This window comes from Micromonospora sp. LOL_023 (genome assembly GCF_048060115.1).
Taxonomy (GTDB): Bacteria; Actinomycetota; Actinomycetes; order Mycobacteriales; family Micromonosporaceae; genus Micromonospora_E.
Window position 1 is genome coordinate 100,459 of sequence record NZ_JBHMIM010000015.1, and the last position, 15,172, is coordinate 115,630.

The 15,172-nt window shown below is 64.8% G+C and carries 17 protein-coding genes; 13 read left to right on the top strand and 4 right to left on the bottom strand.

The window, feature by feature from the left end; all coding sequences use genetic code 11:
• Positions 1 to 16: 16 nt before the first annotated feature.
• On the bottom strand, positions 17 to 1,033 hold the full coding sequence (locus tag ACFHVL_RS10920; protein ID WP_416627449.1) for a hypothetical protein: 1,017 nt from the start codon (positions 1,031 to 1,033) through the stop codon (positions 17 to 19).
• A gap of 256 nt (positions 1,034 to 1,289) precedes the next feature.
• Between ACFHVL_RS10920 and ACFHVL_RS10925 the strand changes: the two genes are divergently transcribed.
• From ACFHVL_RS10925 to ACFHVL_RS10950, 6 genes are all read left to right on the top strand, one after another.
• Positions 1,290 to 1,631 carry an ArsR/SmtB family transcription factor gene (locus tag ACFHVL_RS10925; protein ID WP_416627450.1) on the top strand — a complete coding sequence of 114 codons (342 nt, stop codon included), beginning with the start codon at positions 1,290 to 1,292 and terminating at the stop codon, positions 1,629 to 1,631.
• A 3-nt stretch (positions 1,632 to 1,634) separates the two neighbouring features.
• Entirely contained in the window at positions 1,635 to 2,141 is a 507-nt protein-coding gene (locus ACFHVL_RS10930; RefSeq protein WP_416627452.1) for an SRPBCC family protein, read from the top strand.
• Complete coding sequence (locus ACFHVL_RS10935) at positions 2,141 to 2,776, top strand: dihydrofolate reductase family protein (RefSeq protein WP_416627453.1); 636 nt, start codon at positions 2,141 to 2,143, stop codon at positions 2,774 to 2,776. The genes ACFHVL_RS10930 and ACFHVL_RS10935 overlap by 1 nt, the downstream gene beginning before the upstream one ends.
• An 18-nt stretch (positions 2,777 to 2,794) precedes the next feature.
• A complete protein-coding gene (locus ACFHVL_RS10940; protein WP_416627455.1) occupies positions 2,795 to 3,073 on the top strand; it encodes a hypothetical protein in 279 nt (92 codons plus the stop codon).
• Positions 3,074 to 3,289: 216 nt separating this feature from the next.
• Positions 3,290 to 3,874: a hypothetical protein gene (locus ACFHVL_RS10945; protein ID WP_416627457.1), complete on the top strand. Its 585-nt coding sequence runs from the start codon at positions 3,290 to 3,292 to the stop codon at positions 3,872 to 3,874.
• 116 nt (positions 3,875 to 3,990) lie between these two features.
• Positions 3,991 to 4,713, top strand: a complete 723-nt coding sequence (locus ACFHVL_RS10950) for a winged helix-turn-helix transcriptional regulator (protein ID WP_416627458.1) — start codon at positions 3,991 to 3,993, stop codon at positions 4,711 to 4,713.
• A 136-nt stretch (positions 4,714 to 4,849) separates the two neighbouring features.
• Here ACFHVL_RS10950 and ACFHVL_RS10955 read toward each other — a convergent pair whose 3' ends face one another.
• Positions 4,850 to 5,602, bottom strand: coding sequence for an AfsR/SARP family transcriptional regulator (locus tag ACFHVL_RS10955; RefSeq protein WP_416627460.1), 753 nt, complete (start codon positions 5,600 to 5,602; stop codon positions 4,850 to 4,852).
• Between the two features lie 798 nt (positions 5,603 to 6,400).
• Here ACFHVL_RS10955 and ACFHVL_RS10960 point away from each other — a divergent pair.
• Positions 6,401 to 7,144, top strand: coding sequence for a hypothetical protein (locus ACFHVL_RS10960; RefSeq protein WP_416627462.1), 744 nt, complete (start codon positions 6,401 to 6,403; stop codon positions 7,142 to 7,144).
• A gap of 302 nt (positions 7,145 to 7,446) precedes the next feature.
• Here the strand turns inward: ACFHVL_RS10960 and ACFHVL_RS10965 are convergent, their stop codons facing one another.
• Positions 7,447 to 8,889 carry a multicopper oxidase family protein gene (locus tag ACFHVL_RS10965; RefSeq protein ID WP_416627464.1) on the bottom strand — a complete coding sequence of 481 codons (1,443 nt, stop codon included), beginning with the start codon at positions 8,887 to 8,889 and terminating at the stop codon, positions 7,447 to 7,449.
• Positions 8,890 to 8,896: 7 nt separating this feature from the next.
• The gene (locus ACFHVL_RS10970; protein WP_416627466.1) at positions 8,897 to 9,205 is read right to left on the bottom strand and encodes a hypothetical protein; all 309 of its coding nucleotides are present in this window, start codon (positions 9,203 to 9,205) and stop codon (positions 8,897 to 8,899) included.
• Between the two features lie 463 nt (positions 9,206 to 9,668).
• Here ACFHVL_RS10970 and ACFHVL_RS10975 point away from each other — a divergent pair, with 463 nt between their 5' ends.
• From ACFHVL_RS10975 to ACFHVL_RS11000, 6 genes are all read left to right on the top strand, one after another.
• Positions 9,669 to 10,406: an SDR family NAD(P)-dependent oxidoreductase gene (locus tag ACFHVL_RS10975; protein ID WP_416627468.1), complete on the top strand. Its 738-nt coding sequence runs from the start codon at positions 9,669 to 9,671 to the stop codon at positions 10,404 to 10,406.
• A gap of 43 nt (positions 10,407 to 10,449) precedes the next feature.
• Entirely contained in the window at positions 10,450 to 11,193 is a 744-nt protein-coding gene (locus ACFHVL_RS10980; RefSeq protein WP_416627470.1) for a TetR/AcrR family transcriptional regulator, read from the top strand.
• A complete protein-coding gene (locus ACFHVL_RS10985) occupies positions 11,165 to 12,172 on the top strand; it encodes an IS30 family transposase (RefSeq protein WP_416627472.1) in 1,008 nt (335 codons plus the stop codon). Before ACFHVL_RS10980 ends, ACFHVL_RS10985 begins: the two co-directional genes overlap by 29 nt.
• A 68-nt stretch (positions 12,173 to 12,240) precedes the next feature.
• Positions 12,241 to 12,810: an NADPH-dependent FMN reductase gene (locus ACFHVL_RS10990; protein ID WP_416627473.1), complete on the top strand. Its 570-nt coding sequence runs from the start codon at positions 12,241 to 12,243 to the stop codon at positions 12,808 to 12,810.
• Between the two features lie 691 nt (positions 12,811 to 13,501).
• Positions 13,502 to 13,936: a nuclear transport factor 2 family protein gene (locus ACFHVL_RS10995; protein WP_416627475.1), complete on the top strand. Its 435-nt coding sequence runs from the start codon at positions 13,502 to 13,504 to the stop codon at positions 13,934 to 13,936.
• Between the two features lie 66 nt (positions 13,937 to 14,002).
• Positions 14,003 to 15,079 carry an LLM class flavin-dependent oxidoreductase gene (locus ACFHVL_RS11000; RefSeq protein ID WP_416627476.1) on the top strand — a complete coding sequence of 359 codons (1,077 nt, stop codon included), beginning with the start codon at positions 14,003 to 14,005 and terminating at the stop codon, positions 15,077 to 15,079.
• Positions 15,080 to 15,172: the final 93 nt, after the last annotated feature.

A 15,172-nucleotide genomic window follows, 5' to 3' on the forward strand; every position in this document is an offset into this window, starting at 1 on the left:
GGCTACTGGTCGCCTTCTATGCCAGGGGCAGTTGACGCGCACGCCAACGTGAGATGTTGCCAGCCATCCACTCCAGCAGCGCGTCTCCCTCCTCAGGCAACCGTCCATTCCCACTCGAACAGTCCATGACGAGTTGAGAGATTCCTACGTGGAACGATCCGGATCCGGTCTGCCGCGCCCGGTCGAGCTGCGAGTCGTTCGCCGCCCGAAGCAGCAGGACATCCGCACCCTGGGCGGCCGGCATCAGCTCGTACGCCTTGGCAAACTGATCGAGGTCAGGCACATACAGCGCCAACTGCGCTGGGGCGGCGAGCTGGACGTACTCCGTCGCCGCGTACGACCCGGTGACCACCGCCTGGTCCTGCTGCTCTGCCGCAAGACGGCGATAGAGGGTACGCGCGCCGGTACGCGCGATGTATGTCTGGTGCCGGTTGGACCGCAGCAACCCGTAGTGCTCGACCCGGGCGGCGAGTAGCCCCTGCCAGTCCACCTCCGTGACGATCTTGCTCCGCGGGTCCCGCTCGATGAGACGCTCGTCGTCAAGAGCCGTGAGGGTTCGCGAGACGTAGGACGCGCTCAGCCCTGCGGCCCTGGCGAGGTGCAGCATCCGGTAGGGCGGCTCGACGTCCACCAGCAAACGCACCAAGGCGTGCACCCCCGCCCCGTGGAGCCGGACCGGCGACTTGGCTGGCGGGTCCGGATCCTCACGTGCGCCATCGAGGCGCAGATAGACCGCCGGTCGCGCCACCCTGAGCTGGACGTTGCCGGTCAGGTCGAGGTAGTTGAGCCCGCGTTCGGTCAGCAGTTGCTGTGATCGTGGGCTGAGCCACGGCGCGACGACGACGATCGGCGGATCCCGCAGCATCTTGCGCACGAGTGAGGAGATACCGCCCAGCATCCGGTCGACGTCGCGAGGGGTGAATCTACGGAATGCCTGAATCAGCAGCGGGCTGGTGTGGTTGGGCGCGGAGATCTGCCACGCCGCATCCCGGCCGCTGTCGGACAGACCAGCGCCTTCCGGCCGTAGCTCCATACCCACGTCGTCAGGGAGCAGACTCCGCAGCAGCTCATATGCCTCGGTCAGAACATCTTGCTCAGATCGCAACCCCACTTGGCAAAGTTTGCCATAAAGCAGCCGTTTGCCAGTGACAGGCAAACAGCGGGTTCTAGGCAAACTTTGCTGATCAGGAGGACGGGCACGCCCCAAGATCGCCGAGGAACTACGACCGTGGGCGGCACGAGCGGCGTAGGCGGCTTGACGCATTCCGTTATGGGAATATGATTGCTGCGTGGCACGGGCAGCGACGACGTCGGACGTCTTCAACGCGATCGCCGAGCCGCAGCGCCGGGACATCCTGGCGCTGCTGCGGGCAGGCGAGTGGCCGGTGACCGACCTGGCCCGGGAGCTGGGGATGAGCCAGCCACGGGCGTCCAAGCACCTGCGGGTGCTCCGGGAGGTGGGGCTGGTGCGGGTCCGCGAGGCGGGCAAGCAGCGCCTCTACGGCCTGGACGCCGACGGCCTGCGGCCGATCCACGAGTGGGTCGGCGGGTTCGAGCCGTTCTGGAACGGCAGTTTCGACCGGTTGGACGCCTACGTGCAGGACCTCAAGCAGACACGACAGGAGCAATGACCGATGGCAGGAGCAGAGCGGCAAACACCGGCGGGGCCGGCGACGGCCGACCGGGAGATCATGATCTCCCGAGTCATCGACGCCCCACCTGATCTGGTGTTCGAGGCGTTCACCGAGGTACGGCACCTGTCGCAGTGGTGGGGTCCGGATGGGTTCAGCACCACCACGCGGTCCTTCGAGTTCCGGGTCGGCGGCGAGTGGGACTTCGTGATGCACGGCCCGGACGGCACCGACTACTCCGAATGGATCACCTGGACCGAGATCGTCCCACCACAGCGGATCGCGCTGTTGCACGGCGAGTCCCGCCACGATCCGAACGCCTTCGAGTCGACCCTGGCCTTCGCACCGGACGGCGCGGCGACCCGGATCGTCATGCGTACCGTCTTCCCCACCCGCGAGCTGCGCGACCAGGCTGTGGAGAAGTACCACGCGATCGAAGGCGGCCAGCAGACGCTGAGCAACCTGGCGGCCTACGTCGCCGAACTCACCAATCGGCAGGAGGGCCGCTGATGGCCGGCAAGGTGTTCTTCAGCGTGTCGATGTCGCTGGACGGCTTCAGCGCGCCCGAGCAGCGGGACCAGGACCCGAAACTGGAACGCTGGATGGCGCAGTGGATGGAGCTGCAGGCGTGGATCTTCCCGCTGCGGTTCTTCCGGGAGAACCTGAAGCTGGGCGAAGGCGGCGAGCAGGGGCGCGACAACGACATCGCCCGGGAGACGTTCGAACGCACCGGCGCGAGCATCCTGGGCAGGCGGATGTTCGACTTCGGCGAGCGGGCGTGGCCGGCGGAGGCGCCCTTCCACACCCCGGTCTTCGTCCTGACCCACAACAGGCGTGACCCGTGGGAGCGGCCGGGCGGCACCACCTTCCACTTCGTCGACGACGGCATCCACCGTGCGCTGGAGCGGGCCCGCGAGGCCGCCGGTGACCGGGACGTCCGCATCGCCGGCGGCAGCGAGACGATCCTGCAGTACGTGAACGCCGGTCTGGTCGACGAGTTCTCGATCGCGCTCGCGCCCGTACTGTTCGGTTCCGGCACCCGCCTGTTCGATGGTGTGGACGCGTCCAAGGTCGCGCTGGAGCCGATCCGTTCGGAGGCGTCGACACGGGTGACGCACCTGACCTACTCCGTACGCCCCCGGTAGTTGGGCAGTGCTTCCCCCGTGGGCGAGGAAGTTCGTTCGTGGGAGCGGCTCACCGAGGAACGCTTCGTTCAGGCCGCCGCCGCGTACGCCCACCTGAAGGGTGCGGGCAGCGACCAGGCGAAGGCTGAGTTGGAGCCGCTGCACGCCGACCTGCACGTGCTGTACGGACCCGACGACGAGAGCACCCTGGAAGTCGGTGACCTACTTGCCCGGCTCCGCATCGCCGGGCACGGCAGGGCAGCACGAGGTGAGTGGCTCGGAACGGTCGCGCCGGTGACGTCGACGCGACAAGCATGACAATGATGCTCGTCGATGTTGCCGAAGTGGACTCGGCCGTGCTGGAATAGGGTATATCGCCGCAGCGCGGGGGCAACCGCTGCTGAGTACGGCCAGCGCGGAAGCATCGCATTCCCGGCGGGGTGCCGCCTCAATGGACGCCGAGCCGCCCGCGCGTACGTCCCTCCGACCCGCTCCGCCAACGCACCAGAACCGGCGACGAGGTGAGAAGCAATCATGGTAGTTCCGCAGAGCGTCGCGAGGTGGTACCGAAACCGCTTCGTATGGGTGACGGTGATCCTGCTGGCCACGTCGACCGGCGTAGCCGCACTGGTCAACTCCGCTGCCTCCGAGGTGGAGCCGGCGGATCTGCAAGGGCAGATGCTGACCTGGATGCGGGCCACGCTCGAACAGGCGGACCCGGAGACACACAACCACACCGCACCCGACGGCCAGCAGGTTGCCGCCAGGGAGGGACCGGAGCAGACAGTGATCTGTGGGGTCCACGTGTACGGCCATGAGCCGACCGAGGTCACCGCGTTCGCCGACGTACGGACGATCTACGGCTTCCACCTCTGCGGGGTCGCCGGGCCTGACCGCCCCTGGGACGTGGCACCCAAGCTGGCCGGGCCGTTGATCATTGACAGGTCCACCGACCCGCCGGGCATCCAGGTGGTCGAGGGCGGCGGCGACGTCATGTTCGTCGACCGGCTGCGGGAGATGTTCCCGACCAGGTACGCGGCCCTGGCGATGACCGAGGCGCTGTCCGAGTCGGAGATGGCCGACCTGCGCCGTAGGTACGACGCCGCTGCCGGGCTCTGACCGCGCCGTCGCCGCGCCGGTGTCCCGAGGAGAAACATCGTTGTTACGAGAATGGAAACACTCGTGCTGGAAGCTGGCTTCAGCTGGACTCCGAGCCGGCCGAGAGGTGGGATTCCGTGGAGATTCTCGTACTGACGACCCGACCCCACACCGAGCAGGTCCAGCGGGTACTGCCCGCGCTCGACCTGCTGCCGCACTCCGTGCGGCTCGCCGGCCACGACATGTCGGCCCTGATGTCCGGCCCGAATCCGGACGTTGTGCTGATGGACGCCCGGCAACTGCTCGCCGAGGCCAGGGGCACCTGCCGGATGCTGCGCACCACCGGTCTGCGGGTGCCGCTGCTGGCCGTCGTCGAGGAAGCCGGGCTGGTCGCGGTCTCCGCCGAGTGGGGGCTCGACGATCTCGTCCTGGCATCGGCGGGTCCGGCCGAGGTAGAGACCCGGCTCAGACTGTTGGTCACCCGTACCGCGCAGGCATCCGGTGCCGCCGGCTCGCTGGTGACCAGCGGTGACCTTTCCATCGACCCCGACACGTACGCCGCGAAGCTCAAGGGTCGGCCGCTCGATCTCACCTTCAAGGAGTTCGAGCTGTTGAAGTTCCTCGCCCAGCATCCGGGTCGGGTGTTCACCCGCGATCAGCTGCTGCGGGAGGTGTGGGGATTCGACTACTTCGGCGGTCACCGTACCGTCGACGTGCACGTGCGGCGGCTACGCGCGAAGCTCGGCACCGAATACGAGTCGATGATCGGCACGGTGCGGCAGGTCGGATACAAACTCGTGTTGGCGCCCAAGACCGAGACCGCGCCGCTGGCCAGTGATTTGGCCCCCCTCATCCATTGACAGGTCGGGTGCAGGTGAGCGTGGCTCGGCGGAGGATCAGTCGATCGGCGTGGCGGTAACCGTGCCGGCGAAACAAGCTTGACGACAGCTGGTGACGGACGACCTTCAAAGATTGGCAGCATCGCCAGTACGGGAATCAGCTGGCCCGGAGTAGCTGGTGATGAATTTCCTGCACCTCGGCCGACGGGCTCAGCCCCAGCTCGGCGTCCAAGGTCTGCCGCAGGTTGTGATATGCGGCTAGGGCCTCGCTACGTCGACCACTGCGATCCAGTACGCGCATGAGCTGTCCGTGCAGCCACTCGTCGAGTGGGTGAAGCACTACCAGTGAGCGCAGCTCACCGATCAGGTCCCGGTGCAGCCCGAGTTCCATCTCCGCCTCGAGCCGCAGCTGCAGCACAGCGCGTTGCTGTTCCTGCAGGTCCGCGACATACGCACCGAGCTGGCCGCCCAACTGCACGTTGACCAACGGGCTGCCGCTCCACAGCGCCAGAGCAGCCCGCAGGTCACGGGCCGCCTCGGCGTACCGAGCCTGTCTGAGCAGTTCCCGCCCTGACTCGGCCAGCGATTGGAACGATCGCAGGTCGATCTGATGGGGCTCCACCCGTAGGATGTAGCCCGGTGCCCGGGTGACGACCATGTCTTCCCCGTTCCGAGCCAGCGCCTTCTGCTCGAGGAACCGGCGCAGCTGGTAGATGTAGGTCTGGACCGTCGTCAGAGCGCTCCGAGGTGGGCTTTCTCCCCATAGCTGCTCGATAAGCGCGCCAGTGTGGATGATCTGGTTCGCTCGCAGCACCAGCAGCGCGAGGACCTGAAGAACCTTCGGCGCACTGGGTGTGCACTCCCTGCCGTCGTGGACGATCTCCAACGGACCAAGCACACGGAACTGCACAGCGCCATTGGCGATTCCGATCGGTGAAACTCCCACATCCATCCCCGCAGTCGTCACGTAACGGCCTCTGACCATTCTTGTTTCGTCACTGTAACTAGGCATTGCATCCTCGCAGTGAAGAACGAAAATAACCTAATCTGGACACCTCGGTTCCATCCAACGAGGCAAGCTCGACTGGCACGCAATCAGACGAACACTCGCCGAGAATTGAAGAAGAACGGCGCACCGCCTCAGCGACAACCCGCGGAAAACGATCAAGAAGGCCGATTCGGGACAGTAGGTGCTCCAAACGCATCACCATCGACACAGATTTCTGCCCGCCACGAAGTCACTGCAGATCCAACTACCTCTCAATCTAGGCGACAGATCCACCCGACCGCAAGCAGGCACCCTCTAGCTACCCAAAGTGACGGACTTCAGGTCACAACCGCTATTGCCCACGTTCCGCCAAGACAAATAGTATCAAATGTACACCTTGACCGATATCTGCCGAGGGCATCGTTCACCCTGGGTACCCCTCAGCACCTGTCGTTACCCTGACAACCGTCAGGACTCAATCTGCATCTTCCACGCCACCCGACCACTCCGAACGCCGGGATCATCACGTCCACCCGTAGGTGACCTGCGCCAATGCGAGATCGACGCAGGCCATCGATGCTCGGGTGGAGTACGTAACAACCTCCATCGCATCCAATCGATACGTTTGGCGTATACTGAGGATTCGCACGGGCGGAGATCAGCCCACACTCAACACTGCGCCTGCTTCCGCTCCCAGCGGGTTTGGCGTTCGGAGGTGCCGTGCAGCACGTCATCGTCCAAGTTCCCCAGCCCCGGGTGGATTCCAACCGGACCTCCGAGACTGTACGCCTGGACCCCGGGGAAGTACTCGAGTTCGGCTATCGCCGGGGGGCCGGTTCCCTCGCCGTAGGAAGGCAGGACGAGCTGGCCACACTTGCCGCTGGCCAGATCACAGCGGCAAAGGGTTACTGGCTCCTGTCCAACTTCAACGCCACCACGACATACCTGGTGGAGAATCTCGCCGATCCCGGCGAGTACGTAAAGGTAGCAGCCTGCCGGGACGCCGCGCCGGTTCCGTTCGAAATGTCCCGCGTAGTGGTGCCAGGCAACTGCGGCCCACAGAGCCTGAACGTACTATCCACATCCGCCCCGCGGGTGAACACAGCAAAGATCATGTCACCCTCCTCCTCCAGATGTGTGGGCTTGAACACTCGACGCAAGTACTTCCTTGTGCTGGTCGCGCTCTGCGAGCCACGTTTGCTCGGGGACTGGCCCAGCGGCGTGCCAAGCATGCCGGAAGTGATCGAGCGGCTGCGCCCAATCTCCGGATGGAGCAGGCTGACTCGAAATGCAATCAACTATCACATCGACTACCTGGCCGAGAAAAAGCTACGCAACTACATCTACGTCGACTCCTCCACTACACGCATCAGGTGGAAGCGCGAGGCGCTCGTCTCGACTGCGCTGCGCCACGATCTAGTCCGGAACGAGCACCTGTCGCTCCTGCCGCCGCGCGACAAGTGATCGACAGCCAGAGCAAGGCGTGAGGGAAGCTTGCAGGATGGCTTGAATTTGCCGCCGCTGCTATCCGAACAGCCGGAGCGGCGGCGGCAATCCGTCAAGATCACTGATGTCGATGGGCGACCAATCCTGGCTGCGGCAGGGCAGTCAACTCACTCTGGGCACCGTCGACAGCCTGTCGAGGAGTCGTTCCGGCGGGGGTAGCCAACCGATCGGCGACGCCCCGGCCGGCAAGTGGTCGCGCTCGGCGTAGGCCGTCGTCGAGTCCCGATCAACGGCTGGGTATCGGCGGGTTGGCCCTCCGGTCAGGGAGTGATCTCGATCGTGCCCATCATCGACTCGACTGAATGCTGAAGCTGATGGCAGTGGTAAACGTACTGCCCGGTGTAGCCGGACCAGGTAACGGCGATCCGGACAGTCGAGCCCGGGGGGACGAACACCGTGTCCTTTAGCCCTGCCTCGGCCGGACCGGGCGGTACGCCGTCACGGTCCAGCACCCGGAATTGCGCGAGGTGGGTGTGAAAGTTGTGCGAAACGTGAAAGTTCGGTGGCGGTATAGCTGCTTCCGCGTTCCGTATGCTCCAGATCTCCGTCGTGCCGAGGCGAGTCGAGACGTCGACCCGCGCCGAATCGTAACCCTGCCCGTTGATGACGTGCATGTTGCGCTCGGGATCCAGGTCGAGGACGAAGCTCCGAGAAACTGTTGCTACGGGCAACGGCGGAATATCAGCCAGGTGCGCTGGCACACGGCTTCGATCTACCACTCCGGCCCCGATGTCGAATCGCAGGACGTCGGCATTCTCGGTCGACAGGGCGTCGGAGTTCCGCAGATAGACGCTGGCCCCGGGGGCGAACCGGGAGAAGTCAACAACGATATCGGCCCGCTCGCCAGCGCTGATCTTGACCGCTGTGGTGGAGACCGGCGCGGTCAGCAGACCACCGTCGGAAGCGATCTGGAGAAACTCAGAGTTGTCCGACAAACCCAGGTTGAGGTACCTGTCAATGGAGTGGTTGAACAGGCGAAGCCGGTACTTGCGTCCCGCTACCGGAAAGAACGGCCGTTCCTTGCCGTTCACTAGCATGTGCGGACGGGCACTGGCCCTGGTGTATGTCAGAGTTCCGTCCTCCTCGATCCGCGCGTCGCGGATCTGCAACGGCACGTCGTACCGCCCGGACGGCAGCCGCAGCCGAGCTTCGTCTGGGTCGCTCAGCAGGTAGGCACCGCTCAGACCGTGGTAGACGTTCACCGCCTCGTGGTGGTGAGCGTGGTCGTGGTACCACAACGAGGCAGCACGCTGCTCGTTAGGGTATCGATAGGTACGGCTGCCACCCGGCGGGATGACATCGAGCGGGTGACCGTCCTCGCCAGGCGGGACATGGCCTCCGTGCAGGTGTACCGCGACATTGTGTCCGAGTTCGTTGACCTGTCGCACTATCGTCCGGCGACCACGGAAGGCACGGATCGTAGGGCCGGGAAACTCTCCATTATAGGTGCGTACGGTGGTCAGGAGACCCGGCACCAACTCCGCCTGGACCTCTCGAATGCGGATCTCGTAATGGTCCGTATTTGCGGTAACTCCCGTTCTCCGCAGCACCGCAGGAATCGGCATACGCACAGAGAAGGGCGTGGCCACGCTCGGGGCTGCCGTCGGCTCTCCGACGGTCGCGCGGAGGACTCGGTCTACTGGAAGGGCAAGCACGGCCGAGCCCAACGCGCCCAGCTTGATAATTTCTCGTCGGTTAAGCATTACTCTCCTAGCGGTGACTATCTGCTGTTGCGACCCGAGCCTCGTTGTCCCGGGTCGGGAACGTGGTGTGCCAACGGGCCTGGATCAGTGCCAGGACCCCAAAAACGAGCCCGAGAAGGAAGCAGTACCGGGCCGCCACCAGTACGTGCACGCCGACCATGGCCGGCGATACATCGGCCGCGACTGCCGCACCACCGGCCGCGATCCAACTGACCAAACCGGCTACCGCCGCGCCGACGAACGCGGATCCGGCGGCATAGCTCACGGGTATGCGGATGCCACGGGCGTTGGCCACGTAAATCCGCGGGAAGATCAATGGGACTCCTAGAAAGGGCAGCAGTAACAGCCCCACGGCGCCTACCAAGACGGGATACTCGCTCAACCAGCCGACTGCCGGGTAGGCCCCGATCGGCGTTCCGTGGTGGGCGGCTATCTCTAGCCCAGAATCCGGCATCCATATCACACGCGCCACGACGAAGGGTGCCGTGACGACAAGCGCGGCCAGCGGAGCCCCGTACCACCACGACCGTGTGACGTCAGCAACCGACCGCTCCGGTGCGACCACGCCCATTTGTCCACCGCCTTCCGGCGCGCCCCTCGCGGACACCGCCACCATGAAGCCCGGTGACGGTCGACACCGGCTGGAGGACCGGTCGAGACGCCCAACGGATCCGACGGTCATCGGTCCAAGGGAGCACCAGCCTTCCTCGAGCCAAGACAGAGGTGGTCCGGGCAGCCTGAGACCCCAGGTGGCGTACGACAACGGACAGGGGGCAAAAGTGCGGCTCAAAGGAAAGGTCGCCGTCGTCACCGGCGGCACCCGTGGACTCGGCCGCCGGATCGCTGAGGGGTACCTGGCAGAGGGGGCGAGTGTCATGATCGCCGGCCGGGACGCGAGCGCGGCTGCTGCTTTGCTCGAAGCGGGCGCCAGCCAAGTTGCCTTCCACCCGACCGACGTACGGGACCCACAGGCCACCGCCGAGCTGATAAAGACAGCCTCCGAGCAGTTCGGTGGTCTGGACATCCTGGTCGCCAACGCCGGGATCAGTATCCCCGGTCCGATCACGGCGCTGTCCACTCAGCAGTGGAACGAGGTGCTCAGCGTCAACCTCACCGGAGTGTTCAACTCTGTCCAGGCAGCGGTTGAACACCTCGAGCGATCGGACGGGGGGCGCGTGATCACGATGTCGTCAGTGCTGGCTAGCCGAGCGGTCGCCGGTGCCGCCCCCTACTGCGCGACGAAGGCCGCTATCGAGGCGTTCACCCGCAGTGTCGCTCTCGAGCTGGCACCTCGGGGAATCACCTCGAACTGCCTCGCGCCAGGCTTCATCGATGAGGGGATGGGCGTCGCGTTGCAGCGCAACGAGGCGGTCTGGCTGCGTTTCCGGGGCAAGCTCAGCATGGGGCGGACCGGGCTGGGCGAGGAGGTTGCCGCCGCCGCCGTGTTCCTTGCCAGCGCCGAAAGCTCGTACGTCAACGGGCACGTGCTCGAGGTGAACGGGGGCTTGGCGTGGTGACCCAAAGAGAGCGGAACGCTCGACTCCGTGCTAGCATCGGGACGTGTCCACCCCAGACAAGCCGCCCGTGCGCCGCGCCGACGCCAGCCGCAACGACACCCGGATCCTGGCCGCCGCTCGCGCAATCTTCAGCGAGCTGGGACCCGACGCGCCCGTCTCGGTCATCGCCGAGCGTGCCGGTGTTGGAATGGGCACCCTGTATCGCCGGTATCCCAGCAAGAGTCACCTCATGCGCGAGCTGTCACTCGCGGACATGGACGACACTCGACAGGCGGCCGAGGCAGCCGTCCAGACGTCGGACTCCTGGGCTGGGCTGACCGGGTTCATCGACACGTGCGTCGAGGCTGGCGTGGACGGCTCGCCCCGGCTGACCGGCCCGTTCACGGTGACCGATGAGGTTCTCCAGGCGAGCAAGCGCACCCGCGAGGCGGTGCAGCGACTCGTCGAGTACGCCCAGCGCGACGGCAGCCTACGGCCGGACGTCAACGCCCACGACTTGGTACTGCTCCTGCATACCCTCAGGGAACTGCGGGCGGCTCACAGCAATCGCGATCCTGCCCTCCGGCAGCGGTTTCTAGGCATCCTGCTCGACGGTCTCCGGGCAGACAACCGCAGCCCGTTGCCCGCCGCGCCGGCCACCTGGTCTGACGTGGAGCGTGCCTGGCACAGCACGACCGACAACGAAGACAGGGCGGAGTCAAACGGTCATGGCGACACCCGGCAAAATGATCTTGGGTGTCGAGTGATCGGGGTGGTAGATGAGCGGGTCTTCTCCGTTGACGGTTGAGGAGCGAGAAACGATCTCGCGGGAGTTGGGCCGGGGTGGTGATTCGGCGTCGGCTCGGTCCATCGGAAGGTTGCTCGGGCGGCACCATTCGACGATCGCTCGGGAGATCGCACGCAACGGTGGATCGTTGGATTACCGTGCGGTCGAGGCGCAGGCGCGTTGCGACGGGAATCGTCTGCGACCGAAGCCACGTAAGCTGGAGTCTTCGCGGCGGTTGCACGATGCGGTCAACGACGGTTTCGCGGAGAGGTGGTCACCGCGGCAGATCGGCGAGAGGTTGCGGGTGGATCATCCTGATGACCCGGAGATGCGGGTGTCGCACGAGACGATCTACGAGTGCCTGTACCTCCAGGCGCGTGGGGAGCTGCGGACGCAGCTGAAGCTGGCGCTGCGGCGTGGTCGTACGCAGCGGGTGAACCGGTCGCGTCCTGTCGTGGCCAGGGGTTCCATCAAGGACATGGTGAACATCAGCGAGCGGCCGGTGGAGGCTGAGGACCGGGCGGTGCCCGGGTTCTGGGAGGGTGATCTGATCATCGGGAAGGGCAACAGGTCCCAGATCGCCACGTTGGTCGAGCGGACCACCCGTTTCGTCATGCTGGTGCGGATTCCGTTCGACCGTACCGCTGACCGGGTCGCTTTCCTGCTCGCGGCGAAGATGGAGACGTTGCCGGAGTTCATGCGTGGGAGTGTGACCTGGGATCAGGGGAAGGAGATGGCCCGGCATGCTGATTTCACGGTTCGGACGGGGATGCCGGTCTACTTCTGTGATCCGCATTCGCCGTGGCAGCGTGGGAGCAACGAGAACACGAATGGTCTGCTCCGGCAGTATTTTCCGAAGGGTACGGATCTTTCCTTGCACACCCAGGATGATCTTGATAAGGTCGCTTCAGAGTTGAACGGCAGACCGCATCAGACGTTGAACTGGCTGAAGCCGATCGAAGTTTTCAACGATCTGGTCAAGAACGCAGTGTCGCCATGATCACTTGATCCCGCCCAGCCTCACCAAACAGTAGCCACGCCCCTTCTCATTCGGGAGAATGCCAAACAATGTCTGAAAAACAGATCCGTCTCGCCGTTATCGTCGCCAGCACTCGTGAGGGGCGGTTCTCTGAAACTGTTTCTCGCTGGTTCGTCGATCAAGCCAGGCAGTACGACGTACAAGTGGATCTCATCGACCTCGCTGACCTCGATCTTCCCAGCAGGCACCGGGCGGAACCGACTCCTGAGATCAATGAGCTGACGTCGCGGACCGGTGCCGCCGACGCCTTCGCCGTCATCACCTGCGAGTACAACCACGGGTACCCCGCATCGCTGAAGTTCGCCATCGACTCGGTCCTCGAGGAATGGAAGGCCAAGCCGGTAGGCTTCGTGTCGTACGGCGGTCTGGCAGGCGGCCTTCGTGCGGTCGAACAGCTAAGGCTGGTCTTCGCGGAACTGCAGGCGGTGACGATCCGGGAGACAGTCAGCTTCCACATGGCACACAGTCAGTTCGACGAGAAGGGCCAGCCGCACCAGACAGAGGCGGTCAGCACTGCCGCGAAGTCCTTCATGGACCAGTTGCTCTGGTGGGCGAATGCGCTGCGGACTGCCAAGGCAGCCGTGCCATATGTCGGCTGACTGAGGCATTCTAATGGATCTCCGATAGCGTGTATGGGTCCGATCGCGATCCAGTCCAGGTCGGCCTGCTGGGCTTTCGGTGAGGTCGTCCAGTTCCTCCGCAGCGCCCACCCTGTGTTCCTGAGTGTGCGGGTGGTGTTGCGCTGGGCGGGTACCGCAGCCGGTGGCCTGGTTCCATCCCTGTCGGTATGGCAGGTCCAAAGCTCCGGTTGCCAGTGCCACGACATGTAACAGGTCGGCGCACCACAGCCTGCCGGTATCAGGGTCGGTGACGACTCCGGTGTCGGCTCACCCCCGCGCCACGATCGCCCCGAAGGTGCGCCAACTGGTACGCATCAGTTGGCGCACCTTCGACGTGGCGCGGCGTACACCGCCAGCCATGCCACCGTGGTGTCGTGACGCTCGAGTCCGCGCCCAGCGCTGTCCGCAGTCATCACCCTCGCCGACGCCCCTGCCACCCCAATCACCGGCGGTGAAAAGGGCGGCCTGGCACCAGCCCGGGCGGGTTCGGGCCCACCGAAGGCTGCACACCGGCTGCCCGGCCATGGCCGTGTGGCATTGCGGTCTTCAGATTAGATTCGAGCACGGTTCGAGATCGGCCTGCAAGGTTGGAATGGCACACGATTCCCCGTATCCCGGACAGGCCGCCGCGGGCGCAACCCACGAGAAAGGGCTGGGCGTGATCCTACCGATGGCAGCACACGGTGCCAACACGACCATGGAACTGTATGCCGGCGTCCAGCAGTTCTACGCTCGACAAATGCGGCTGCTCGACGCGGGGGACGCGCGGGCCTGGGCTGACACCTTCTGCGACGACGGCGTGTTCGGCCAGAACGTGGACGTGGAGCCGCTGCGCGGTCGCGAGGCAATCCGGATAGCCGCACAGCGCAGGATCGATCAGCTCGCAGGCGACAAATCGGAACGCCGCCACTGGCTCGGCATGCTCCAGGTCGGAGACGACTCCGACCAATCGCTCCGCACCGGATACTACGCCTTCGCGGTAGGAGTCCCACCCGGTGCCGGACGCCGGGTATACGTCAGCACATACGCCGAGGACCTGTTGGTCCAGACGAACGGCTGCTGGCAGGTCGCGCACCGCATCGTCCGTTACGACGGAGCTGGCTGAGCCCGACGCGGCGGCCGATCCGACACCGCTCAACCGATGACATCCGACTGACAATGCGAGGGCACTGTGAAAATCGGAGTGACGTTTTTCCCGACGGTGGGCCTACAGGACAAGGCCGCCTCACAGTACTACGACGAGTGCCTCGCGCTCGCGGTACTGGCTGACGAACTCGGGTATCACCACATCAAGACGGTTGAACACTACTTCTTCACCTACGGCGGATACAGCCCCGACCCGGTAACGTTCCTGGCCGCCGTCGCCGCCAGGACCACCCGAATCCGGATCGGTACCAGCGCCGTTATACCGGCGTTCACCCATCCCATCAAACTTGCCGGCAAGCTTGCCATGCTCGACAACCTCTCACACGGACGGCTGGACGTAGCCTTCGGCCGAGCGTTCCTTCCCGACGAATTCGAGGCGTTCGGTGTGCCGATGGACGAAAGCCGGGAGCGATTCGACGAGGGCGTGGAAGCATGTAAAGCGCTGTGGGAAAGTGAAAATGTTCGATTCGAGGGCCGGTTTCACTCGTTTGGCCCCGTTACCTTACTCCCGCGCACTGTCCAGCGCCCGCACCCGCCCGTATATGTCACCAGCGCACGCAGTCTCGATTCGTGCAAGGCCGCAGGAAGTCTCGGGCATCGCCTCCAACTTGTCCCCGGAATACTGAGCCTTGAACAGATGCAGGAGGCGCTACGCGTATATCGCGCGGCTTGGGCCGACGCTGGCCGCGATCCGTCCGACGCAGAAGTCCATCTGGGTTATCCGTGCTACATTGCCGACGATGCTGAGGAGGCGTATCGGATTGGTCGGTACGACGACGAGCGCAACGGTGCCGCGATCAGCGCGGCGGTTAGTAGCTGGGGCCGGGTGAGCAGCAGCTCCTACCCTGGCTACGAAAAGCTCGCCGATACCCGGCTGCGGGCCGGGTTCGATCAGAAGCTGGCGAAGAACAAGATCTTGGCCGGCACTCCTGAGACGGTGGCTCAACAGTTGGCTACGGTCGCAAACCGGTTCGGCGACAATCTGGTAGTCAGCCTCAATCTCCACTCCGGCCACTTGTCACAGCAGGAGTCGGAACGTACGTTGCGGCTGATGGCGGAGCAGGTCGTGCCCAGTTTGCCCGGTGCCCGGTCGGCTGTTTGACGCCACAGAGGACGAGTTGGGCCCACGGCCCCGGCGTTGTTCCTCTATGCCTGATTTGATCACGGTTTGTTAGATGCGGTAGACGGCGAAGGC